We start from the raw sequence: 22,613 nt of genomic DNA on the forward strand, positions 1-22,613 counted from the left end.
GCTGTTGCCGCCGGCCCCCGTCCCGTTTCTGCCCGTCTCGGCGGTTCGCCGCCCACCCCCACCCCGTTGATCATGAAGTTATTGCCCGATTCTCCGGCGTGTCGTGACAACAACTTCATGATCGACGGCGGCGTTCGGGGGGCGCCGCGTCGTCAGCCGGCCGCCAGGAGGGGGCGCAGGGCGGCCACGATCGGCGCGTCCGCGGGCAGCCAGGTCACCGAGTCCAATTCGGCGGCGGAGAGCCAGCGCAGCGCGGAGTGCTCCAGCGGCTGCGGCTCGTCGTCGTGGAGCAGGCGGGCCGCGTACACCTTGAGCACCGACCGGCCGTGCGCCATCTTGACGTTGCGGCCGACCCGCTCGCCGATCTCCACGCGTACGGCCAGTTCCTCGGCGCACTCCCGGGCCAGCGCGTCGGTCTCGGACTCCCCCGGCTCCACCTTGCCGCCGGGGAACTCCCACATGCCGGCCACCTCCGGCGGAGCGGAGCGCGCGCAGGCGAGCACGCGCCCGTCCTGGATGATCGCCGCACCGACGATCACCTTGAGGTCCCGCCGCGCGGCCTGCCCGCCGCCACTCGCCCGTTCGGTCCGCACGGCCGTCCAGCGTGCCAGATCAATCGGCGGTTTGGGTAGCGTAACCGGCCGCTAGGTCAGGAGAACCCGGAAGTGTGGGCGTGGACACACCCGCGGTGAGGCGACGAGACTGGAAGCCACCGACAAGACACGGGACGGCGACGATTTGGCCACAAGCCGGCAACGGCGCCTGGGAGGTGCGGTGATGCGTGCGCTGTTCAACAGCCGAACCAAGCAGGACTACCTCTCCGACGCGCTGACCCTGCTCCCCGGGTGGACCCGGGAGGGCGAGCAGATCCGCCGCATCCTCGTCATCGACGACAGCCAGCACGCCGCGCTCACCGAGCGGGTGAAGGTGGTGGCCGACTCGCTCCACCTGCGTCCCGTGATCAGCCGCCGGGCGGACCAGACCCAGATCCGGGTGGGTCACGACAACTCCCCGCTCACCGAGGGCGAAGTCCTGCTCGCGGCCCGCATCGAGGACGCCTACCGGGCGGTCACCGAGGGCTGACCCCGCCGGCGTCCTGCGGGTACCACCGCAGCTCCACCGAGTTGCCGTCCGGATCGCGGACGTAGATCGAGGTGGCTGAACCCCGCGCTCCGAACCGGCCGACCGGCCCCTCCACCACCGTGAAGACACCGGACTCGACCACCTCGGCCCAGTCCAGCGGTGCCACCACCAGGCAGAAGTGGTCGACGTTCGACTCACCACGCTCGCCGCGCACGAGATCGATGATGGTGTCCGGGCTGACGCGTACGGAGGGGAACGGGACGTGCCCGGCGCGCCACTCGTCGACCCGGACCGGCTCCAGGCCGAGCCGGTGGCAGTAGAAGTCCAGCGACCGCTCGACGTCGGCCACGGTGAGCACGAGGTGGTCGAACCCGGTGACTCGCATGGTGTTTGCCTCTCTCTCGGGTCTCTCGGGAACGGCTCCACGATCCGCCCGTCGGCGGCGGGGACCAAGAGTCGACCGGGCTACGATCGTTGACCCCGACGCAACGATGGGACGCCAGGATGCTGGAGCGGTACGAGGTGGAGACGTTCCTGACCCTCGCCGACGAGCTGCACTTCGGCCGGACCGCCGAACTGCTGCACGTCAGCACCGGCCGGGTCAGTCACGTCGTGAAGCGACTGGAGCGGCGGATCGGCGCCCCGCTGTTCACGCGTACCAGCCGGGTCGTACGCCTCACCCCGATCGGCCGTCAACTCGCCGACGACCTCCGGCCGCTCGTGGCGGGGATCGACGCGGCGGTCGCCCGGGCCGTCGACGCGGGTCGCGGGATCACCGGGACGCTGCGGGTCGCGTTCCTCGGCGAGTGGACGGCGCCCGTGCTGCTCAAGGCCGTCGCCCTGTTCGCCGAACGCCACCCGGAATGCGAGGTCGAGGTACGCGAGGTCCAGCTGTTCAACTCCCGGCCGAGCCTGCTGGACGGGTCGGTCGACGTGCTCATCGCCTCGTTCCCGTTCGACGGCATGGCCAACGGCCCGGTGCTGCTCACCGAGCAGCGGGTACTGGCCGTGCCGACCGGACACCCCCTCGCCGAGGCCGCGTCGGTCTCCCTCGAGGTGCTGGCCGAACACCCGGTGGTGCAGTACCCGGACGTGACATCGGCGGGGTTCAAGCGGGACCGGACCCCGGACCGCACCCCGTCCGGCCGCCCGGTGCCGAAGGGCCCGGCCGGCAACACGTTCTCGGAGATGCTCTCGCTGGTGGCGCTGGGCCGGGGCGTCCTCCCGGTCGGCGAGCACACCCGGCGCTACTACCCCCGGCCGGACGTCGCGTACGTGCCGATCCACGACGCGCCACCGATCGCTCGCGGCCCGGTCTGGCTGGAGAGCAACACGACGGCCCGGGTCCGCGAGTTCGTCCGGGCCGCGGCCGACTCGGTCGTACGCTGACCCGCGCTCGGCTGGCGCGTCCCACCTACCGTGTGGCGCATGGCCAACGTGACCTATGACCGCAAGGAGCAGTTCCAGCAGATCCAGAGCGGGCTGCTGGACGGGGAGCAGATCATCGCCGTGTACGACGCGGTGGGCACGGGCACCGGGTTCATCGGCCTCACCGATCGGCGCGTCATCATCCAGGACCGGTCCTTCGTCGGCAAGCGGTACGCGATCACCAGCATCCCGTACTCGAAGATCACGAGCGTGAGCGTGGTCAGCAACAAGTCGTGGGGCGGGTCGTTCTTCTCCACCGGCGCGATCGCCATCCACGTCGGCACGCACACGTACGAGGTCGAGTTCCGCGGCGCGCAGAAGAGCCATCACGTCCACAACGTGATCCTCCACCACATCTCCTGACCCGCGAGCGCTATCGTCGCCGGATGCCCGAGCTGATCGCGCCCACCGACCGGCTGCACGCCGCCTGGCTCGAGGCGCACGACGAGTGGGGTCCCGGCCTCCACGAGGACGGTTTCGGGCTGCGGCCCGCCGACGAGGTCCGCTCGCCGGCCGGGTTCGCGGCGTGGGTGGCCCGCCTGAGCGAGCAGGCGGATCCCACGACGTCGCCGGAGGCCGGCCGGGTGCCGTGCACGTATCGCTGGATCGTCGACGTGCCCGCTGCGGAGGACGCCGCGGCGGGCGCGTCGGGTGAGCAGGCGGTGCTCGGCGGGATCGCGCTGCGGCACGAGCTGAACGACTTCCTGCTGCGCGTCGGTGGTCACATCGGCTACGGGATCCGGCCGTCGGCGCGCCGCCGCGGGCTGGCCACGTGGGCGTTGGGCGAGATGCTCGGTGAGGCGCGGGCGATCGGCCTGGACCGGGTGCTCGTCACCTGCGAGGAGGGCAACATCCCGTCGGCGAGGACGATCGAACGTCACGGCGGCGTCCTCGAAGACGTCCGGGCCACGGAGCTGGGCGCCGTACGGCGCTACTGGATCACCCTGTGAGCCCCGGCGACGGTGGCTGGCTCGCGGAGACCCGTACCTCCTACGACACCGTCGCGGCCAGCTACGCCGACCAGGTGCGCGGCGCGCTCGACACCGAGCCCTACCTGCGCGGGAGCCTCGCGATCTTCGCCGACCTGGTCCAGGCTGCCGGTGGCGGACGTGGGCTGTGGGCCGGGGTACGTCACCGCGGCCCTGTGCGAGCTGGGTGTCGACGCGTTCGGCGTCGACCTCTCCCCCGCGATGGTCGACCTCGCCCGGCGCGACCACCCGGGGCTGCGGTTCGAGGTGGGTTCCATGACGGACCTGCGCCTCCCGGACGCGACCGTCGCCGGCCTGCTCGCCTGGTGGTCGCTGATCCACGTCCCCGACGACGAGGTTCCCGGCGTCCTCGACGCCTTCCGGCGGGTGCTGCGTCCCGGGGGCCCGCTCCTGCTCGGCTTCCACGTCGGCGACGGGTCACGGTTGAAGACGCAGGGCTACGGCGGCCACCCGATGAGCGTCCAAGTCCACCGCCGCCGGCCCGACCGAGTGGCGGTGTGGCTGCGCGACGCCGGTTTCACGGTGGAAACCCAGCTGGTCATCGACCTGGAGCACAGCGTGCCCGGGGCGCTTCTCTTCGCTCGCTAGCGGCCTTCCGCCTCGGCGAAGACCTGGGCCGCGACCTGGTAGCCGTCGAACGCGCGCGCCACACCGGCGTAGACGGCGACCTGGACGAAGACCTCGGCGATCTCCTCCCTGGTTGCGCCCGCGTTGAGCGCTATGCGGAGCTGGCCGCGCAGCGGTTCCAGGACGCCGAGCGTCGCCGCGATGGTCACCGACACCAGGGCGCGGGTCCGCGTGTCCAGGTGTTCGGTGCGCGGCCAGGCGTCGCCGAAGGCGTGCACCGTCGCGATCCGCTTGAAGTCCGCGCCGTTGGCCGGCTCACCCGGACTGGCACCGAGGAAGCGCTCCAGGCGGAAGCCGAGCAGGCGCTCGGCCACGTCCAGCGCCTCGGCGTAGGCCGGATCGGCGGCATCGGGCACCTGATCGTTCGTCGCCATGACGCCCACTCTTCCAGCCGGGCCGACGAAGCGGGCGATACCCGGCATTTCGGAGCGCCGCGCCGTGGCAACCGCCTGATGCGTTCCGCCGACGTGGTCGAGGCGAGCAGGCTTCACGATCGTCCCCGACCCGTGACGGGGACGGTCGTGATCGGATCGACCAGGGGTCAGGCCGGCTGGTAGGTGGCGATCAGCACGCCGGTGGTCGTGGTGACGGACTCGACCAGTCGCAAATCGCCGGAAGAGTCCCCTTCCGGGAAGAGCCGCCGGCCCGTGCCCAGCACCAGTGGGTGGACGAGCAGCACGTACTCGTCGATCAGGCCGTGCCGGCGCAGCGACCGAACCAGATCTCCGCTGCCCAGCACTGCGATGTCCGGCCCCGGCTGCGCCTTCAGCTCGGCCACCGCCTCTACGACGTCACCCTTCAGCAGGAACGAGTTCACCCACGGCAACGGCTCGTCCAACGTGGTCGACGCGACGTACTTGGGCAACGCGTCGAGCACCGGGGTGAACGGATTGTCCCGCTGCCGGGGCCAATATCCGGCGAAGTCCTCGTACGTGCGGCGGCCGAGCAGCAGGGCGCCGGTGCGGGCCATCCCCTGGCCCATGACCCGACCCATGACGGGGTCGTTGTAGGGCACCGCCCACCCGCCCCGGTCGAAGCCGCCCCGGGTGTCCTCGTCCGGACGCCCCGGGGCCTGCATGACACCGTCCAGGCTGACGTTGTTGGTGACGACGATCTTCCGCATGCCGCTCCTGTGGGAGACGTGGCCGGCCCCGCGCCGGCCCTTCACCCCGTACACGAACGGGAACGCCTCGACTCGACAGAAGCCCTCTCGGGAAGCGCTACGCCGGCCCCTTGTCCCCCGACGCTCGGGTGCGCTGAGCCGCCAGCGGCTTCCAGCGCTTGATGACAACCGGGTCAGTATGCGGGGCGGGCCATACCTGCAGTCGAAGTCGCTCCATGGTCGTCGGATCGTCGTCGGATTCCATGCCGAGACGTTCTGCTTCGGCCAGGTTGCTTCTCGCGGCTCGTACGCGAACCGGTCCCGCCGCTATCCCGAACCGTGCGGCCTCCGGCTCGTAGTCGGTGCAACCCATGACGACGAGTCGACCCGAGGAAACGTGCAGGCTTGCCTCCACGACGTGGTCGAACTCCGCGCTGTCGTCTTCCGGCTCTGCCTCCAACACCTCCACCGTCACGGCCACATTGACGTTGACGGTGGTGCCGACCGCCATGGCGTCCGTGTCGACGGCAAGGTTGTCGAGCACCGAGTCTTCGGTCCAGACGTCCCCAAGATCGGTTACGGAGCCGTCATCGAACAGGTGGACCTGGTGGTAGTCCGCGAAGAGTTCCAGCTCCGCCGAGATCAGGGCGCCCTCCATGTCGAACGTCCCCGTCACGCGCCGGCCAGGGAGCTGAACTGGATGCCGGCCAGCCGCCAGCCCTCGGGCAGCTCGACCCAGGTCTGGCTGACGCGGACGGTCAACGCCATCTCGTGCCCGCGCCACGTCGAGTGGCTGCGCTGGACGCACCGGACGATGGCCGCGTGACCGTAGAAGGACACCTCTACGTCGTCGCTTTCCAGACTGGTGTAGGCGAACTCGGCGAACTTACCGACCCACTGTGCTTTGTCAAGCACGTAGCCCTGCTCGCCGATGGACCGAAAGTCGTCGGCCAACAACACGTTCAGCACGTCAGTGTCGGCGCGGAGCTCGGCCTGATCGAAGGCGCGCTGGAGCCGATGGATGTCCGAGATCACGAACAGATCCTGCCCTACTGCGCCGGCCTTACCTCGGCTGCGTGCAACAGGCCGGATTCAGACGTTGAAGCGGAACTAAGGGCCGCAACCTCCTAACCAGCCGGGTCCGCCTTAGACGCCTGCTCATGCTAGTTCTGGCTCGGCCCAGCCAGAGCTGGGCTCACGATCGAACTCTGGGCCGACACCACTGTCGTCCACCTACTCCTCGACGGCCTCCGCCTCAAGACCGTCCCGTCCCGGCTCACCCCCACCCACCTGCGCGACCTCCTCGCCGACGGCGGCCGCCCCGCCGGGCCGCCCCCGGTCACCGCCGGCCCGGTAAAGCCCGGCGCCGCCGTCGAGGTCGACCGTCTCGTCAACGCCACCGGACTGGTCAGCCTCGCCGGCCGGCAGCACCCCATCGGCTACCACCTGGCCGGCCGGCGCGTCACCGTCCGTCTTGACCGCGGCGTCCTGCACCTGCTCGACACCGACCGGACCCGTTGCGCAGCCTGCCCAAACTGCTGGCCCCGACCGAACAGGCACGCCTTCGTGATGCCCGCCCCGCCGGACCCCCACCGCCACCATCAGCAGAACCGCCGCGTGTCGAACGGCGCGTCAGCAGTCGTGGTGGCGTCATCGCCGGCCAGAGATACACGTTGGCATCGGCCACGCCGGCCGAACCGTCACCGTCGAAGACGGCGGCAGCACCTTCCGCGTCCACGACGGCGACCAACTCCTCACCGAGGTTCCCCGCACCACCAGCAAGGCGATTGCCCGGTTCAAAGCCCGCAAGCCCGAACCTCCGCGAACCCGTTAAGGTGCACTCTCAGCTCACTGGCAAAGGACAAGGATGGACAACCGAACCGACCCGGTCGAGATCATCGCCCGGGTGGACGAGCGCGACGGCAAGCAGCGCGCCTTCGAGGTGTGGCTCTACAAAGCCCACAAAGAAGGCTGGTCCGTGACCGTGGAGTCGACCTCGCTAGACCAGCCAGGTGAGGAGTGCGGAGTCGTAGACATCGAAGGCCTGAAGTACCGCATCCACCACGCGAAGCGAGTCCGGGGGCGAGTCGCCATCGTGCCCCCAGGGCAGCACTTGATCGCCGCCACCGTCAAGCTAACGATGGGCGAGTCGGACGGCGTCTCCTGGACATCGGAGTTCATGCACGCCGCCTGGGCTGAGCCAACCATCGAGGATGACTAGAGCGCCCGCTCGCAGCATCGTCACCCAGCCCTGCAACCTGCAACTGCAAGACCCCAATGCCAACCGCGCCCTCTGGCACATCACCTTGGTTCGCATGCGCCGCCACCGACCGACCAAGGACTACGTCACGCAGCGCACCGCCGAGGGCAAAACCAAGGCCGAGATCATGCGTTGCCTGAAGCGCTACATCGCCCGAGGGATCTACCCGGGTTTACCCGGCATCGACCAGGACAGGGTCACCGGAACTCGTTAACCACTTCAATCCTGCCGATGATGTGGTCGTTGAACTCCTCCAGCTCCTCCGCAGGCACCCACAACTCCAGAATCGTCTGGCACCGACCTGCCGGACGGGATAGCGAGCAACGAAGGCAGAATCCACAGCGAACCTCGTCACATAGCCCACGCCTGAAGCCGCGACATTCCAGTCACGGGCGATCTTCACCACGTAGTCCTCGTTCAGCACCGGGTAGAAGATTGGCTGGTCCGGCAGCCGCGGCGGCCACAGACGCCAACCGGAAGCAGCGACCAACTCAAGCTCCTTCGGCCCTGTCGGACGCCACAGGACGGTCGAACCACGCTGCCCACCGCTCTTAGACACGAGCCGAGTCTTGCAGATGGTGATCTACAAGTCCTGCGAAAAATAGGGGCGTCCACTCGCCGGCAGCCGGCCTGTCGTACTCCGCTTGATCGTTACACGGTGACTCCAGTTGACCAGTTACACCGGCCTTGAGCATGCCGAACACGGCCCGTGACGCCACCCGTCCATCACGCTGGGGCCCCCGGCATCCGCTTCTGCCGAGAACAGCGCATCAGTGTGTGCGGGATGCGGCGCGTTGGGGAGCTTCGACAATTCGTTGCTCGCTTGTAGGAGGCGGCCGTCCGGCACGCACCCGACACGGCGGGTGCGGGTCCGGCCCGTAGCAGCGGGTGACGGGGATAAATGGCTTGCACGGGCGCCGGGCTGAAAGTTTGACTGCTCGCCATGCCTTCCCCCTCACCGATCTTCGTCGCGGGTACGGGTCGTTCGGGAACGTCACGGATCGCCGACATCATCGGCGAACATCCGCTGATCCATCGGATTCCCATGGAGACCCGGTTTCTCATCGACCCGGGTGGCCTGCGGGACCTGGCCGACGCGCTCACCGATCGGTACGACCCCACCGTCGGCGAGGATGCCCTGCACCGGCTGAGCGACTTTCTCACCGTACGAGTGCCCGGCCGGCGCGACGATCGCGGCAAAACCGTTCCCGAGTTGGTCGGCGAGCGGCGCTATAGGGACGCGGTGCAACAGCTCTGGCCGCAGTTGATCGCGTACACGTACGACGAACCTGCGCCCGCGGAAGGCTTCGGGGACGCCGACCGACCGTCCGGGCCGTTCGCGCCGGCGAGCCGCCGGCGGGTGGTCCCCAGGTACTTCAGCGACCGCAGCGAACTGCTCGGAATCCTGCGGGGCCTGATCGACACCATGTTCGGCGGCGCCGCCGCCGACGCGGGCAAGCCGACGTGGTGCGAGAAGACACCGTTCAACCTGCTGTGCATGGAGTTCCTCTGGGAACTGGTCCCCGAAGCGACCATCGTGCACATCAAGCGTCACCCGGTCTCAGTGCTCGCATCCCACCTGGCCCAGCCATGGGCACCGGCCACCGTCGACGGCGCGCTCGCCTACCTCACGCCGGTCTACCACCGATGGCTCACCTGGAAGGACTCCGTCGACCTGACGGGCAGGCGATACGTCGAGGTGAAAGCGGAGGATCTCGCTGCCGACTGGCCCGGGCAGCGCCGCGCCCTGTTCGAACGGCTCGACGTCGACGACTTCGCCACCTCCAAAACGTTCCAGTCGCACAGGCTGACGAACCGCAACGACCAATTCGACGACGAAACCCGCGAGTTCATCGAAGAAGCACTCGGTAAGGTCATCCCGGCCATGGGATATGAGTGACGGCTCTGGCTCTCCACCTTGACGACGCAAGCTGATGTGTGACGGATCAAACGGAGTACGACACGCCGGCAGCCGGCCGGCCTCACCTGGGCGGTTTGGCGGAACGCGACGCTGGTCCTGTCGACGTACGGTCATCTGATGCCGGACTCGGAGGAGCGCACCCGCCGGGCGGTCGATGAGGCGTGGGGTTGTGCCCCCGGTGTGCCCCACGGCGAGGCATTAACCTCCTGACCTGTAGGAACGGGCCGGATTCAGACGTTGAAGCGGAACTCCACGACGTCGCCGTCCTGCATCACGTACTCCTTGCCCTCGATGCGGACCTTGCCGGCCGCCTTGGCGGCGGCCATGCTCCCGGCCGCGACCAGGTCCGCGTAGGACACCACCTCGGCCTTGATGAAGCCGCGCTGGAAGTCGGAGTGGATGACCCCCGCGGCCTCGGGGGCGGTCGCGCCGACCGGGATGGTCCAGGCCCGCGCCTCCTTGGGGCCGGCCGTGAGGTACGTCTGGAGCCCGAGCGTGCGGAACCCGACCCGCACCAGCTGGTCCAGGCCCGGCTCGCTCTGCCCGATCGACTCCAGCAGCTCGCGGGCCTCGTCCTCGGGCAGGTCCACCAGCTCCGACTCGATCTTCGCGTCCATGAAGATCGCTTCGGCGGGCGCGACCAGGGCGCGCATCTCGTCGAGGAACTCGGCGTTGCCCAGCTCGGCCTCGTCGACGTTGAAGACGTAGAGGAACGGCTTCGTGGTGAGCAGGTGCAGCTCGCGCAGGTGCTCGACTTCGATGCCGGCGCCGGCGGCCCCCGCGTAGAGGGTGACGCCGGTGTCCAGCAGCTCGATCGCCTTCCGCGCGGCGGTCGCGGCGGCGGCCCGGTCCTTGCGGAGCTTGGCCTCCTTCTCCAGCCGCGGCACGGCCTTCTCCAGCGTCTGGAGGTCGGCCAGGATCAGCTCGGTGTTGATCGTCTCGATGTCGTCGGCCGGGGAGACCTTGCCGTCGACGTGCACGACGTTCGGGTCGGAGAACGCCCGCACCACCTGGCAGATCGCCGTGGCGTCCCGGATGTTCGCGAGGAACGCGTTGCCGCGGCCCTGCCCCTTCGAGGCGCCGCGCACCAGGCCCGCGATGTCGACGAACGACACCGGCGCCGGCAGCACCTTCTGCGAGCTGAAGATCTCGGCGAGCTTGCCCAGGCGCTCGTCGGGCAGCCCGACAACGCCGACGTTGGGCTCGATGGTGGCGAAGGGGTAGTTCGCCGCGAGCACGTCGTTCTTGGTGAGCGCGTTGAACAGGGTGCTCTTGCCGACGTTGGGCAGGCCGACGATGCCGATGGTGAGACTCACGACGAGCCAGCTTACCCGCGGCCTCAGCCGAGCAGGCGCGGGGCGATGACCGTTTCCCGCACCGTGCCGTCGGCGGAGCGGCTCACCTCGTACGCCGAGACACCCTCGCGGTCCGCGACCGCCTCGACCAGCTTGTCGCCCCGGTAGACGAGGCCGACGCCGTCGTCGGTGCAGTGCGAGACGGGCAGCGTGCCGTCGCCCACCAGCCGGTGGATCAGCGGCCGGCGCTGCTCCTCGCTGTCGTAGTGCACCCCGTTGCCGTACGGCAGCCAGCCCAGGGCGTCGGTGAACGCCCGCAGCTGCGGCCCGAAGCTGTCGGTGGCCCCGCCGACGTGCCAGCAGATCGAGCCCGCGGAGACACCGCCCAGCACCACACCGGCCTGCCAGCACTCGTGGAGGATCTCGTCGAGCCCGTGCGCCCGCCACACGGCCACGAGGTTCGCCACGCTGCCGCCGCCGACCCAGATCATGTCCTGGGCGAGCAGGTGCGTCCGGATGTCGTCGACGTTCGGCATCGGGAAGAGGGCGAGGTGCGACAGCCGGAACCGGGTGCCCGCGAACGCGCCGTAGAGAGCGGTGAACGAGGTGGGCTGGTCGCCCACGGCCTGGCCGAGGTAGCAGACGCGCGGCTCCGGGCCGGCCTGCGCCAGCTCCGCGCCAAGGTCGAAGACGGGGCCGGGCCGGAGGTCGTACGGCCCGCGCTTGCGGCTGAAGAAGCCCATGCTGGTGGCGAGGATGGTGGGTTCGCTGGCGGGCACCGGTCGTCCTTCCGTCGGAGGCAGCCGCCGACCATCCTGCCCCAGCCGGCGCCGGGCGGCCGCGCCGACACCGGGCGCGGGCGTCAGCGCCCGCCGCCCGCCGCGCCGGCGAGGAGCGTACGCAGCAGGTCGCCGAGGCGTTCCTGGTCCTCCGGCGGCAGCGTGTCGAGGATCCGGCGCTGCACGGCCAGCCCGGCGTCGGCGGCCTCCTCGATCACCTGTCGGCCGGTGTCGGTGAGGGTCACCTGGAGACCCCGCCGGTCGGTCGGGTCGGGTGAGCGACGGACGAGACCGGCCCGCTCGAGCCGGTCGAGCCTTCCGGTCATCCCGCCGGAGGTGAGCATCAGCGAGGCGGTGAGCGCCTTCGGCGCCAGGGTGTACGGCTCGCCGGAGCGGCGCAGCGCGGCCAGCACGTCGAACTCGCCCCGGCCGATCCCCCAGCGCGCGTACACGCGCTCCTGCTCGTCCCCGACCAGCCGGGCCAGCCGGTAGATCCGGCCGAACACGGCCATCGGCTCGGGACGCATGCCGGGGCGCTCGCGTCGCCACTGCGCGACGATGCCGTCCACGTCGTCCCGGGTCTCGCGTTCCGCCACATCCGGATTGTGCCGCATGGAACCCTTCCCCTTTTACTCGACCCTAAGTATCTTAGCTCTAAGATACTTATTCGTGAGGAGAATGCCGTGGACCGTCGTTGGACCGACGTGCTGTCGACCGCCGTCGCGCCCGCCACCTGGGGCACGACGTACCTGGTGACCAGCGAACTGCTGCCCCCGGGCCGGCCGCTCTGGTCCGGCGTGCTCCGGGCGCTCCCGGCCGGCCTGCTGCTGCTCGCGCTCACCCGGCACCGCCCCCACGGCACCTGGTGGTGGCGCTCGGTGGTGCTGGGCGCGCTCAACATCGGGGCGTTCTTCCCGCTGCTCTTCCTCGCCGCGTACCGGCTGCCCGGCGGCACGGCCGCCGTGCTGGGCGCCGTCCAACCGCTGCTGGTGGCCGGGCTGACCGTGCTGGTCCTCCACGAACGGCCCCGGGCCGTGGCCGCCGCCGTCGTCGCGCCGCTCGGCGTCACGCTCGTGGTGCTGCGCCCGGACGCCGGGCTGGACGCGATCGGCGTCGCCGCCGGGCTGGCCGGCACGGCCGCCATGGCGACCGGGCTGGTGCTCACCCGACGGTGGGGACGGCCCGACGGGGTGAGCACCCTCACCGTCACCGGCTGGCAGCTCGCCGCCGGCGGGCTCATGGTGGTGCCGCTCGCCCTCGCCGTCGAGGGCCGGCCGCCGGCACCGGACGTGCCCGCCCTGGCCGGGTACGCCTGGCTCACGCTGGTCGGCACCGCACTCGCGTACGCGCTCTGGTTCCGGGGCGCCGCCCGGCTACCGGTCACCCAGGTGTCCCTGCTCGGCGCGCTCAGCCCGCTCACCGCCGCCGTCCTCGGCTGGCTGGCGCTGGGCCAGTCGTTCACCGCCTGGCAGCTGGCCGGGTTCGTCCTCGCGGTCGGCGCCACGGCGCTGGGCCAGCGCCCGCCTCGGGCCGACAACCGACCCCGGTCGGCCGTCCTGCGCCGGCTGCGCCGCCCGGTGAACGCTCGGCGGCCGCTCCCGGACGCGACTCAGCCGCGGCCGGTCGCCGGTCAGTGCCTCGTCTCCCCCGATCGGTGACGGGTGGGCGGCACGACACGCCGCGCGGGGACTCGGTGGAGCGTCAACGATCCTGGGGGCGGTCAGCCGCGGCGGAGCTGGCGCGGGATCACCGCGCCGAACGGCCGGACCGGCCCGGTCGGTGGCTCCGTGGGCGGGTCGGTCACCGGCGGCAGGGCCTCGACCAGCTCGGCCGTCAGGTCGCCCGGCGCCAGTTCGCGGGACGCGGCGAGCGGCAGCGTGAACCGGGCCTCGGCGGCCGGGCCGGCCGCCCGCGACTCGCGGAGCATCCAGCGCACCTCGTCGGCCGTCCAGCCCAGCCCGGCCCGGCCCGCGATCTCGCGGACCAGCCGCAGGCCGACCCGCGTGTCGTCGTCGTAGAAGCGCATGCACCAGTGGTGGGCCCACATGCCGAGCGCCCGGAGCCCGTCGTCGTCGAGGGAACCGGCCAGCCGGCCGCACGCGGTGTCGGCGAACGGGAGGGTGGGATCGGTGGCGCGGTCGCGCTCGATGGCGCCGACGGCGGCCGGGGCCACGGCCCGCATCCGCCGGTAGAAGCCCTGAAGGACGGCCCGGTCAAGCGGAGGGTGCCCGCTCCGCGTCGCTCCCGGACCCGCCACGCTCGCCATCGCCGCACCCCTTCTTGAGTTGGTGGCCGGACCGTACCGTCCACTACCGACACTTTCGCGCCCACCCAGGTCCCCGGCCCGGTCCCGGACCCCGCCCCCAGCCCTGCTGATCAAGAGCTCTGCGTCAAACGGGAGCCCGATCCTGACGCAAACCTCTTGATCACGCAGGTGGTCACGCGGGCGGGGGCGTGGGTGGGGGTGGGGTTGGGTTGGCGCGGCGGTGGTGGCTCCAGTCGATCAGGGGCTGGAGGAGGGTCATCAGCTCCCGGCCGTCGGGGGTGGGCTCGTACCGGATCTGGACCGGCGAGGTCGGGATCACGGTGCGCCGGATCAACCCGTCGGCCTCCAGCTCCTTGAGCCGCTGGGCGAGCAGGCGGTCGGAGATCCCGGCCACGGCCGCCCGGTACTCCCCGAACCGGCGCGCCCCCCGCGTGCCGGCCAGCATGATCGCGCCGGTCCACCGCCGGCCCACCAGCTCCAGCGCGTCCTGGAAGACCCGGCAGCCGGTGTCGTCGATGTCCTGGTAACGCCGCAGCGCGGCGATCTCCGCACTCATCACTTACCAAATATTAGTAGCTAACCTCAGGTTTGCCCACTCGCCCGGCGCCGCCCACGCTTGCCTCATGACCGATCACGGACACCCGATCACGTTCGGCCTGAGCCTGGATCCGTCCGCCGACACCCTGGCCGAGACGCGACACCTGGCGCGGGCCGCCGCCGACGGCGGGCTCGAGTACCTCGCCGTCCAGGACCACGCCTACCAACCCGGACACCTCGACACCTGGACCCTCATCAGTCACCTCGCCGCCGAAACCGGGCGGATCTCCTTCCTCACCGACGTGGCCGACCTGCAACTGCGCCCGCCGGCCATGCTCGCCAAGGCCGGCGCGTCGCTCGGCGTCCTCACCGGCGGGCGGATCGTCCTCGGCGTCGGCGGTGGACCGAGCGCCGACGCCGTGGCGGCCATGGGCGGCCCCCGGCGCAGCGGCGCGGAGACCATCACGTACGTCGCGGAATCCCTGCAGATCATGCGCCGGGCGCTGGCCGGGGAGGCCGTCCGGTTCCACGGCGAGCAGCACACCGTCGAGGGATACGCGGGCGGCCCCGTGCCGCCGGCGCCGGTGCCGCTGTGGCTGGGCGGGCAGCGACCCCGCATGCTCGCGGTCGCCGGCCGGTACGCCGACGGCTGGATCTCCCCGCTCAACATCTACGTGCCGCCCGCCGAGGTGCCGGGCCGGCAGCGGATCATCGACGAGGCCGCCCGCGCGGCCGGACGGGAGCCGGCGTCGGTACGGCGGATCTACAACGTCATCGGCGCGATCGGCGCACCGGGCGGCGGCACGGGGCTGGTGGGCGACGTCCGGCTCTGGGTCGACACGCTCACCTCGTGGGCCGTCGACCTCGGCTTCGACACGTTCGTCTTCTGGCCCACCAGGTCGCCCCGCTCGCAACTGCGGGCGTTCACCGACCGGGTGGTCCCCGCCGTACGCGAGCAGGTGCGCGAGATCCGGGGGCAGCGGTGAAAACGCTGTCCCGCGTCCCCGAGCCGCTGACCGGGAAGATCGTCACGCCCGGCGACCGGCGGTACGCGCTGCTGCGCTCGACGTACACCACGACGCACTCCCCCGCGGGCGTCCTGCTGCCGGAGACCACCGCCGAGGTGGTCGCCGCGGTCCGGTACGCCCGCGAGCAGGGGCTTCCGATCGCCGTCCGCAGCGGCGGCCACGGGCTCGCCGGCACGTCGTCGAACGACGGCGGGATCGTGATCGACCTGTCCGCCCTGAACCGGGTGGAGGTCGTGGACGAGCGGTCCCGGCTGGTCCGGGTCGAGGCCGGCGCCCGCTGGGCGGCGGTCGCGAAGACCCTCGCCCCGTACGGGCTGGCGATCAGCTCCGGCGACCACGGCAACGTGGGCGTCGGCGGCCTCGCCACCGGCGGCGGCGTCGGCTGGCTGGTCCGCCGGTACGGGCTGACCATCGACCACGTCCGGGCGGTGGAGGTCGTGCTCGCGGACGGCACGCTGGTACGCGCCGACGCCGAACACGAGCCGGAGCTGTTCTGGGTGGTCCGCGGCGCGGGCGCCGGGGCCGGCATCGTGGTGGCGTTCGAGATCGAGGCGACCGAGGTCCGCAACGTCGGGCTGGCGCAGCTCGCCATCGAGGCCACGCCGGACGGCGCGACCGTGTGGCAGTGGGCGGAGCGGCTCGCAGAGGCGCCCCGGGAACTATCCACGGCGGCGGTGCTGTTTCCGCACGGGCGCTCGGCCGTCCTCTCGATCACGGCGGTGGTCGCCGCCGAGAGCCTGCGCCGGGCCCGCCCGCTGGTCGAGCCGCTGCTCGCCATCGGGAGGCTGCTCGACCACCGCGTCGACCTCGTGCCGTATCCCGCTCTGGTTCCGCTGGGCCACCTGCACCCGAACGTCGGGCAGCAGGCCAGTACGACCACGAACGGCCTGCTCACGATGGACGACGGTGGCGCCCGGGCGATCATGCGGGCGGTCACCGGGCCGGAGCGGGCGCTGATCCAGCTCCGGTCGGTGGGCGGGGCGGTCAACGACGTGGACCCGGACGCGACCGCGTACCCGCACCGCCACCAGGACACGCTCGTGGTCGGCACGGTGTTCCCGCCGCAGGGCGGCGGGGCGCTGGACGCCGCGTGGCGGGGCATCGGCCAGCGGGCCGACGGCGCGTACGTGAACTTCGAGAGCCGGCCGGACCGGGCGGCGTTCGACCGGATCTATCCGGGCGCGACCGGCCGGCGGGTGGCGGAGCTGTGGCGCCGGTACGACCCGGACGGCGTGTTCCGGCCGCGCCTGCTCGACCCGGCGCGGGGCCGGGCGGGCGCGCGGCGCCGCTGAACGACCGGCCGCACGGCCAGGTCCGATTCCCGCCAGCCGGTACCCGCCGACCGGGGGCATCATCGGTGGCGTGGACTTGGACTTCGAGCGGTGCTACCGGGCCGTGGACAGCCGTGACCAGCGCTTCGACGGCTGGTTCTACACCGGCGTGACGTCGACCGGCATCTACTGCCGGCCGTCGTGCCCGGCCACCACGCCCAAACGGCAGAACGTCAGGTTCTTCCCGTCGGCGGCCGCGGCACAGGGTGCGGGGCTGCGTGCGTGCCGTCGCTGCCGGCCGGACGCGGCACCGGGCTCGCCCCAGTGGGACGTCCGGGCGGACGTGGTAGGTCGGGCCATGCGGCTGATCGCCGACGGGGTGGTCGACCGCGACGGCGTGCCCGGGCTCGCCTCCCGGCTCGGCTACACGGAACGGCACCTGCACCGGATGCTCCGCACCGAACTGGGGGCCGGACCGCTCGCGCTGGCCCGCGCCCAGCGGGCGCAGACCGCCCGGATCCTGATCGAGACCACCGCGCTCGGCATGGCGGAGGTCGCGTTCGCGGCCGGGTTCGGCAGCGTACGGCAGTTCAACGACACGGTCCGTGAGGTGTACGGGGTGCCGCCGACGCAGTTGCGCGAGGCGCGGCGCGGGCGGGTCCCCGCGGGCGGGGCGGGCACGATCACGCTCCGGCTCGCGTACCGGCCGCCGCTGCACGCCGTCGCGCTGCTGGACTTCCTCGCCCTGCGGGCGTTGCCCGGCGTCGAGGACGTCCGCGACGGCACGTACCGCCGGGGTCTGCGGCTGCCGCACGGCGTCGCCGAGGTGGCCCTGACCCCGGCGGACGGCCACGTGTCGGCGACGCTGCGGCTCGCCGACATGCGTGACCTGGCGCCGGCGGTGGCCCGCTGCCGCCGCCTGCTGGACCTCGATGCGGACCCGGTGGCCGTCGACGCGACCCTGGCCGCGGACCCGGCGCTCGCCCCCGCGGTCGCGGCGGAGCCGGGCATCCGGGTGCCCCGCTCGGTGGACGGCTTCGAGATGGCGGTACGCGCGATCGTCGGCCAGCAGGTCTCGGTGGCTGCCGCCCGCACCACCCTGACCCGCCTGATCGCGGCCGCCCCCACCGCCACCCACGTTGATCATGAAGTTGTTGCCGGAAACGACGGCGTGTCGGGGCAACAACTTCATGATCACCGGGGCGGGGTGGGCGCGTTGCGGGGGTTTCCGTCGGCCGACGAGGTGGCGGAACTGCCGGACGAGGCGTTCCGGATGCCGGCCGGGCGGCGGGAGACGATCCGCGGACTCGCCCGGGCGGTCGCCGACGGCTCCCTCGACCTGGCGCCCGGAGGCGACCGCGAGGAGACCGTCCGGCGGCTGGTGGCGCTGCCCGGCATCGGCGCCTGGACCGCCGGGTACGTCGCGATGCGCGCGCTCGGCGACCCGGACGTCCTCCTCCCCACCGACCTGGCGGTCCGGCGCGGCGCGGCCGCGCTCGGGCTGCCCGACGACCCGACGACCCTGAACGCGTACGCCGACCGCTGGCGCCCCTGGCGGTCCTACGCGGTTATCCGACTCTGGAGAACGGCATGACCACGATCGACAGCGCGGTGCTCGCCACCCCGGCCGGCCCGCTGACCATCCTGACCAGCGCGGACGGCGCCGTCCGGGCCGCCGGCTTCACGGCCGGCCCGGACGACCTGCTACCCGTGATCCACCCCGACCTGCGCGGGCCGGTGCGGATGCGGGCGGACCTCGGCCCGGTGACCCGGGCCGTCCGGTCCTACCTCGACGGCGACCTCACCGCGATCGACGCCGTGCCGGTCGAGCAGCGCACCGGCGGCGAGTTCATGGCACACGCCTGGCAGGTGCTCCGGGACGTGAAACCGGGCGAGCCGGTCACCTACACCGGGTTCGCCGGGCTCGCCGGCCGGCCGCTGGCCGTACGCGCCGCCGCGGCGGCCTGCGCCCGCAACGCGGCCGCCCTCTTCGTGCCCTGCCACCGCGTCCTGCGGACGGACGGGACGCTGGGCGGCTACCGCTGGGGGCTCGACGTGAAGAAGTGGCTTCTCGGTCATGAGCGGCCGTTGACGGCAAGCTGACACCGGCTCGTCTCACATTTGCCGATACCGTCGGGTAGTGCCTGCGGAGAGCGACGGCGACCCGGCCGCGCGGGTCGCCGCGGGCCCCCACCCGGTGCACAACCTCTGGCGGCTGCGCCGCTACCTGCGCCCGTACGCAGGCCAGTTCGCCTGGCTGCTGCTCACGGCGCTGGCCGGCACCGGCGCGAGCATCGCCGTGCCCCTCGTGGTGCAGCGCGTCGTGGACGGGCCGGTGGCGCGGCGCGATCCGGCCGGCCTGCTGCACCTCGGCGCGCTGGCGCTGCTGCTCGGGCTCGCCGAGGCGGTGCTCATCTTCGTCCGCCGCTGGGTGCAGTCGTCGTCCGCGGTGGGCATGGAGGCGGCGCTGCGCGCCGACGTCTACGCCCATCTGCAACGGCTTCCGGCGAGCTTCCACGACCGGTGGCAGTCCGGCCAGTTGCTGTCCCGAATCACCACCGACCTGTCGGTGATCCGCCGGTTCCTCTCGTTCGGCCTGCTCTTCCTGGTGCTCAACCTGCTCACCTACGCGGTCGTAGTGGTACTGCTGATCCGCCTGCACCCGGTGCTGGGCCTGCTGGTGGCCGCGAGCGCGGTGCCGCTGTTCCTCATCAGCCGCCAGTTCGCCCGGCACTACCACGCCGCCTCCCGCCGGATGCAGGACCAGCAGGGCGACGTGGCCACGCTGGTCGAGGAGACCGCGCAGGGGCTGCGCACCATGCGGGCGTACGGGCGCGGGCCGCAGCTCGCCGCCCGCTTCGGCGGTGCGGCCCGCGCGCTGCACGACACCGGCGTCGGCAAGGGCCGCCTGCTCGCGCGCACCTCGGCCCTGCTCGACCTGGTGCCGAACCTGACGCTGGCCGTGGTCCTGGTCGCCGGGGCGGCCGCCGTGGCGCGGGGGGTGTTCACCATCGGCGAGCTGGTGGCGTTCGTGACCCTCCAGCTCATGCTGATCTGGCCGGTGCAGTCGCTGGGCTGGATCATCGCGAACGGCCAGGAGGCGGCGACCGCCGCCGACCGGATCCAGGAGGTGCTGGACACGCCGCCCCGGATCGTGGACGCCCCGGCGGCCGTCGCGTTGGAGCGCCCGGCGGTGCGCGGCCGGCTCCGGTTCGAGCGCGTCTCGTTCGCCTACCCGGGCACCGCCGCCCCCGTACTGCGCGAGATCGACCTGACCGTCGATCCGGGCGAGACGCTCGCCCTGGTCGGCGCGACCGGCTGCGGCAAGAGCACGCTGCTGTCGCTGGTGCCGCGGCTGCACGACGTGACGGGCGGGCGGATCACCCTCGACGGGCACGACGTCCGCGAGCTGCGGCTGGATTCGCTGCGCCGGCTGGTCGGGGTGGCCTTCGAGGAACCCACCCTGTTCTCCATGTCGGTTCGGGAGAACCTGACGCTGGGCCGGCCGGACGCCAGCGAGGAGGACGTCGCGGCCGCGCTCACCCTCGCCCAGGCCGACTTCGCGTACGACCTGCCGTGGGGGCTGGGCACCCGCGTCGGCGAGCAGGGGCTCACGCTCTCCGGCGGGCAGCGGCAGCGGTTGGCGCTGGCCCGCGCGGTCCTCGGCCGGCCCGCGCTGCTCGTCCTGGACGACCCGCTCTCCGCGCTGGACGTGCAGACCGAGGCGCTCGTGGAGGCGGCGCTGAAACGGGTACTGCGGGAGTGCACGGCGCTGCTCGTGGTGCACCGCCCGTCGACCATCGCGCTGGCCGACCGGGTGGCGCTCCTCGACGGCGGCCGGATCGTCGCGGTGGGCCGCCACTCCGACCTGCTCGCGAGCGTCCCCGCGTACCGGGCGCTGCTCTCGGCCGAACCGCCACCGTCCGAGGGCGGCCGGCCGACGCCGACGAACGGTACGCCACGCCCCGGCGGGTCCGGGCCGGCCACTGGCGCCACTCCGGACGGGCGTGGGCTGGTGCGGTCGTGATCACCGGGGCGTCCCGGCGACGCCGGAGGCCGGCACGGGACGACCGCCGCACCCGGTGGCTGCTGCGGCCCCGCCGCCGGCCGCCGCCCGGACCCGACGGCGGCGACCCGTCCCGGGTGGACGAGGCGACTCCCGCCGACGGCGAGCCGGAGCTGACTCGCTGGCGCGGGCAGGCCACCGACCCGGACGCCGACCGCAGCCGCGCCGAGGAGACGACGCCGGAGGCGCTCGCCCGGCTACGCGCCCGCAGCCAGGTGCTCCTGGCCGACCTCCTGCGCCCGCACCGCCGCCGGCTCGCCGGCGCCGTCGCGCTGCTGCTCGCCCAGAACGGCGCGGCCATGGCCGGGCCGTACCTGGTCATGCTCGGCATCGACCGGGGCATCGCGCCGCTGCGGGCCGGCGACCCCGGCCCGCTCGTGGCGGTGGCCGGGGCCTTCGGGGCGGCGGCGCTCACCGAGTACGTGGCCCGCCGGGGCTTCCTCACCCTCTCCGCGCGCATCGGCCAGGCCGTCCTGCTCGACCTCCGCCAGCGGGTGTACGCGCACTTCCTGCGCCTGTCGGTGGCGTTCCACGAGCGGTACACGTCCGGCCGAATGGTCTCCCGGCTCACGAGCGACCTCGACTCGATCGCCGAACTGGTCGACGGCGGCATCGACAGCCTGGTGCTCGCCGTGCTCTCCATCGTGTCCGTGGCCGCCATCCTGCTGTGGCTCGACCCGCCGCTGGCCGCCGTGACGCTGCTCGCCTTTCCGTTCCTGTACTGGCTGTCGCGCTGGTTCTCCCGCGCGTCGGCCGGCGCCTACCGGCGTACCCGCGACGCGGTGGCCCTGGTCATCGTCCACTTCGTCGAGTCGATGCGCGGCATCCGGGCCGTGCAGGCGTACCGGCGGGAGCCGCGCAACCAGCGGATCTTCGTGGCGCTCAGCGAGGACTACCGGGGCGCGAGCCTACACGCGTTCCGGCTGATCGCCACGTACTCGCCGGGTATCAAGGTGATCGGCAACGTGACGGTGGCGGCGGTGCTCTGCTACGGCGGCTGGCGGGTGCTCGGCGGGCGTACCGAGGTCGGGGTGCTCGCCGCGTTCCTGCTCTACCTGCGGCGCTTCTTCGAGCCGATGCAGGAGCTGAGCCAGTTCTACAACTCGCTCCAGTCCGCCACGGCGGCGCTGGAGAAGCTGGCCGGAGTGCTCGACGAGCGGCCGGAGGTGCCCGAACCGCTCCGCCCGGTGCCGCTGCCCCGCGGCCCCGGCCACGGCGAGCTGGCCTTCCGCCAGGTCTCCTTCGGCTACCGCACGGAAGCCCCGATCCTCACCGACCTGGAGCTGACCGTGCCGGCCGGGCAGACCGTCGCGCTCATCGGGGCGACGGGCGCGGGCAAGTCGACGATCGCCAAGCTGGTCGCCCGGTTCCACGACCCGGACCGCGGCACGGTCAGCCTCGACGGCGTCGACCTGCGGGACGTGGCCGACGCCGAGCTGCGCCGCGCCGTGGTCCTCGTGACCCAGGAGAACCACCTGTTCAGCGGCACCGTCGAGGAGAACATCCGGTTCGGCCGACCGGACGCGGACGACGCCGCGGTGCGGGCCGCCGCCCGGGCCATCGGCGCGCACGACTTCATCGCCGCGCTCCCGCAGGGGTACGCCACCCAGGTGCACCGCCGCGGCGGCCGGCTCTCCGCCGGGCAGCGGCAGCTGGTGGCGTTCGCCCGCGCGTTCCTGGCGGATCCCACCGTGCTGATCCTGGACGAGGCGACGTCGTCCCTCGACGTGCCGACCGAGCGGCTCGTGCAGCGGGCGCTCGGCACCATCCTGCGGGACCGGACCGCGCTGGTCATCGCGCACCGGCTCTCCACCGTGGAGATCGCCGACCGGGTGCTGGTGCTCGACGGGGGCCGCATCGTCGAGGACGGGCCGCCGGACCGGCTGGCCGCGGCCGGCGGCCGCTACGCCACCCTCCACCGCCAGTGGCAGGACTCCCTCCGCTAACCCCGCCCCAGCCCC

General features: G+C 72.3%; 26 protein-coding genes and 2 pseudogenes. 15 read left to right on the forward strand and 13 right to left on the reverse strand.

The window, feature by feature from the left end:
• Positions 1–152 precede the first annotated feature (152 nt).
• Entirely contained in the window at positions 153–593 is a 441-nt protein-coding gene (locus D7193_RS18440) for a (deoxy)nucleoside triphosphate pyrophosphohydrolase (RefSeq protein WP_120780762.1), read from the reverse strand.
• Positions 594–777: 184 nt separating this feature from the next.
• Between D7193_RS18440 and D7193_RS18445 the strand changes: the two genes are divergently transcribed.
• The gene (locus D7193_RS18445) at positions 778–1,083 is read left to right on the forward strand and encodes a 4a-hydroxytetrahydrobiopterin dehydratase (RefSeq protein WP_120780763.1); all 306 of its coding nucleotides are present in this window, start codon (positions 778–780) and stop codon (positions 1,081–1,083) included.
• Here D7193_RS18445 and D7193_RS18450 read toward each other — a convergent pair.
• The gene (locus D7193_RS18450; protein WP_120780764.1) at positions 1,070–1,468 is read right to left on the reverse strand and encodes a VOC family protein; all 399 of its coding nucleotides are present in this window, start codon (positions 1,466–1,468) and stop codon (positions 1,070–1,072) included. The two genes, D7193_RS18445 and D7193_RS18450, sit on opposite strands and share 14 nt — an antisense overlap.
• Positions 1,469–1,587: 119 nt before the next feature.
• On the opposite strand from D7193_RS18450, the gene D7193_RS18455 reads away from it, so the two are divergent.
• The 4 genes and pseudogenes from D7193_RS18455 (at position 1,588) to D7193_RS18470 (ending at position 4,088) form a co-directional block, all read left to right on the forward strand.
• Positions 1,588–2,472, forward strand: coding sequence for a LysR family transcriptional regulator (locus D7193_RS18455; RefSeq protein ID WP_120780765.1), 885 nt, complete (start codon positions 1,588–1,590; stop codon positions 2,470–2,472).
• Between the two features lie 39 nt (positions 2,473–2,511).
• Positions 2,512–2,874, forward strand: coding sequence for a PH domain-containing protein (locus tag D7193_RS18460; protein WP_120780766.1), 363 nt, complete (start codon positions 2,512–2,514; stop codon positions 2,872–2,874).
• A gap of 23 nt (positions 2,875–2,897) precedes the next feature.
• Positions 2,898–3,461 (forward strand): GNAT family N-acetyltransferase, encoded by a 564-nt coding sequence (locus tag D7193_RS18465; RefSeq protein WP_120780767.1) that lies wholly within the window; start codon positions 2,898–2,900, stop codon positions 3,459–3,461.
• Positions 3,458–4,088: pseudogene (locus tag D7193_RS18470) on the forward strand (class I SAM-dependent DNA methyltransferase). The gene D7193_RS18465 and the pseudogene D7193_RS18470 overlap by 4 nt, the downstream one beginning before the upstream one ends.
• Here D7193_RS18470 and D7193_RS18475 read toward each other — a convergent pair.
• The 5 genes from D7193_RS18475 to D7193_RS33485 form a co-directional block, all read right to left on the reverse strand.
• Positions 4,085–4,501, reverse strand: coding sequence for a carboxymuconolactone decarboxylase family protein (locus D7193_RS18475; RefSeq protein ID WP_120781360.1), 417 nt, complete (start codon positions 4,499–4,501; stop codon positions 4,085–4,087). The pseudogene D7193_RS18470 and the gene D7193_RS18475 sit on opposite strands and share 4 nt — an antisense overlap.
• A gap of 167 nt (positions 4,502–4,668) precedes the next feature.
• Entirely contained in the window at positions 4,669–5,250 is a 582-nt protein-coding gene (locus D7193_RS18480; protein ID WP_120780768.1) for a dihydrofolate reductase family protein, read from the reverse strand.
• Between the two features lie 97 nt (positions 5,251–5,347).
• On the reverse strand, positions 5,348–5,887 hold the full coding sequence (locus tag D7193_RS18485) for a hypothetical protein (protein WP_241563182.1): 540 nt from the start codon (positions 5,885–5,887) through the stop codon (positions 5,348–5,350).
• A 14-nt stretch (positions 5,888–5,901) separates the two neighbouring features.
• Positions 5,902–6,264 carry a nuclear transport factor 2 family protein gene (locus tag D7193_RS18490; RefSeq protein ID WP_120780769.1) on the reverse strand — a complete coding sequence of 121 codons (363 nt, stop codon included), beginning with the start codon at positions 6,262–6,264 and terminating at the stop codon, positions 5,902–5,904.
• A 198-nt stretch (positions 6,265–6,462) separates the two neighbouring features.
• The gene (locus D7193_RS33485; RefSeq protein ID WP_158674821.1) at positions 6,463–6,723 is read right to left on the reverse strand and encodes a hypothetical protein; all 261 of its coding nucleotides are present in this window, start codon (positions 6,721–6,723) and stop codon (positions 6,463–6,465) included.
• 373 nt (positions 6,724–7,096) lie between these two features.
• Here D7193_RS33485 and D7193_RS18500 point away from each other — a divergent pair, with 373 nt between their 5' ends.
• Positions 7,097–7,450 (forward strand): hypothetical protein, encoded by a 354-nt coding sequence (locus tag D7193_RS18500; RefSeq protein ID WP_120780770.1) that lies wholly within the window; start codon positions 7,097–7,099, stop codon positions 7,448–7,450.
• Positions 7,443–7,703, forward strand: coding sequence for a hypothetical protein (locus D7193_RS18505; protein ID WP_187356260.1), 261 nt, complete (start codon positions 7,443–7,445; stop codon positions 7,701–7,703). Before D7193_RS18500 ends, D7193_RS18505 begins: the two co-directional genes overlap by 8 nt.
• On the opposite strand, the pseudogene D7193_RS18510 reads toward D7193_RS18505, so the two are convergent.
• A pseudogene (locus tag D7193_RS18510) lies at positions 7,687–8,048 on the reverse strand (hypothetical protein). The gene D7193_RS18505 and the pseudogene D7193_RS18510 sit on opposite strands and share 17 nt — an antisense overlap.
• A gap of 384 nt (positions 8,049–8,432) precedes the next feature.
• On the opposite strand from D7193_RS18510, the gene D7193_RS18520 reads away from it, so the two are divergent.
• Positions 8,433–9,389, forward strand: a complete 957-nt coding sequence (locus D7193_RS18520; RefSeq protein WP_241563184.1) for a sulfotransferase family protein — start codon at positions 8,433–8,435, stop codon at positions 9,387–9,389.
• 251 nt (positions 9,390–9,640) lie between these two features.
• Here D7193_RS18520 and ychF read toward each other — a convergent pair whose 3' ends face one another.
• From ychF to D7193_RS18540, 3 genes are all read right to left on the reverse strand, one after another.
• Entirely contained in the window at positions 9,641–10,726 is a 1,086-nt protein-coding gene (gene ychF, locus D7193_RS18530) for a redox-regulated ATPase YchF (protein ID WP_120780773.1), read from the reverse strand.
• Between the two features lie 23 nt (positions 10,727–10,749).
• Positions 10,750–11,484 carry a Type 1 glutamine amidotransferase-like domain-containing protein gene (locus D7193_RS18535; protein WP_120780774.1) on the reverse strand — a complete coding sequence of 245 codons (735 nt, stop codon included), beginning with the start codon at positions 11,482–11,484 and terminating at the stop codon, positions 10,750–10,752.
• Positions 11,485–11,567: 83 nt separating this feature from the next.
• A complete protein-coding gene (locus D7193_RS18540; RefSeq protein ID WP_241563186.1) occupies positions 11,568–12,080 on the reverse strand; it encodes a MarR family winged helix-turn-helix transcriptional regulator in 513 nt (170 codons plus the stop codon).
• An 87-nt stretch (positions 12,081–12,167) separates the two neighbouring features.
• Here D7193_RS18540 and D7193_RS18545 point away from each other — a divergent pair, with 87 nt between their 5' ends.
• A complete protein-coding gene (locus D7193_RS18545) occupies positions 12,168–13,142 on the forward strand; it encodes an EamA family transporter (RefSeq protein WP_120780776.1) in 975 nt (324 codons plus the stop codon).
• Positions 13,143–13,204: 62 nt separating this feature from the next.
• Here the strand turns inward: D7193_RS18545 and D7193_RS18550 are convergent, their stop codons facing one another.
• Together D7193_RS18550 and D7193_RS18555 are read right to left on the reverse strand one after the other, a co-directional pair.
• A complete protein-coding gene (locus tag D7193_RS18550; protein WP_241563188.1) occupies positions 13,205–13,750 on the reverse strand; it encodes a hypothetical protein in 546 nt (181 codons plus the stop codon).
• A gap of 172 nt (positions 13,751–13,922) precedes the next feature.
• The gene (locus D7193_RS18555; RefSeq protein WP_120780777.1) at positions 13,923–14,306 is read right to left on the reverse strand and encodes a winged helix-turn-helix transcriptional regulator; all 384 of its coding nucleotides are present in this window, start codon (positions 14,304–14,306) and stop codon (positions 13,923–13,925) included.
• Positions 14,307–14,373: 67 nt separating this feature from the next.
• Between D7193_RS18555 and D7193_RS18560 the strand changes: the two genes are divergently transcribed.
• From D7193_RS18560 to D7193_RS18585, 6 genes are all read left to right on the forward strand, one after another.
• Complete coding sequence (locus D7193_RS18560) at positions 14,374–15,273, forward strand: LLM class flavin-dependent oxidoreductase (RefSeq protein ID WP_120780778.1); 900 nt, start codon at positions 14,374–14,376, stop codon at positions 15,271–15,273.
• On the forward strand, positions 15,270–16,607 hold the full coding sequence (locus D7193_RS18565) for an FAD-binding oxidoreductase (protein WP_158674822.1): 1,338 nt from the start codon (positions 15,270–15,272) through the stop codon (positions 16,605–16,607). Before D7193_RS18560 ends, D7193_RS18565 begins: the two co-directional genes overlap by 4 nt.
• Before the next feature lie 70 nt (positions 16,608–16,677).
• Positions 16,678–18,180: a DNA-3-methyladenine glycosylase 2 family protein gene (locus D7193_RS18570; RefSeq protein ID WP_120780780.1), complete on the forward strand. Its 1,503-nt coding sequence runs from the start codon at positions 16,678–16,680 to the stop codon at positions 18,178–18,180.
• The gene (locus D7193_RS18575) at positions 18,177–18,689 is read left to right on the forward strand and encodes a methylated-DNA--[protein]-cysteine S-methyltransferase (RefSeq protein ID WP_120780781.1); all 513 of its coding nucleotides are present in this window, start codon (positions 18,177–18,179) and stop codon (positions 18,687–18,689) included. The genes D7193_RS18570 and D7193_RS18575 overlap by 4 nt, the downstream gene beginning before the upstream one ends.
• A gap of 37 nt (positions 18,690–18,726) precedes the next feature.
• Positions 18,727–20,613 carry an ABC transporter ATP-binding protein gene (locus D7193_RS18580; protein ID WP_120780782.1) on the forward strand — a complete coding sequence of 629 codons (1,887 nt, stop codon included), beginning with the start codon at positions 18,727–18,729 and terminating at the stop codon, positions 20,611–20,613.
• Between the two features lie 62 nt (positions 20,614–20,675).
• Entirely contained in the window at positions 20,676–22,598 is a 1,923-nt protein-coding gene (locus D7193_RS18585) for an ABC transporter ATP-binding protein (RefSeq protein ID WP_377456137.1), read from the forward strand.
• The last annotated feature ends 15 nt before the right edge of the window (positions 22,599–22,613 follow it).

Source organism: Micromonospora costi, from assembly GCF_003626655.1.
GTDB classification, from domain to species: Bacteria; Actinomycetota; Actinomycetes; order Mycobacteriales; family Micromonosporaceae; genus Micromonospora; species Micromonospora costi.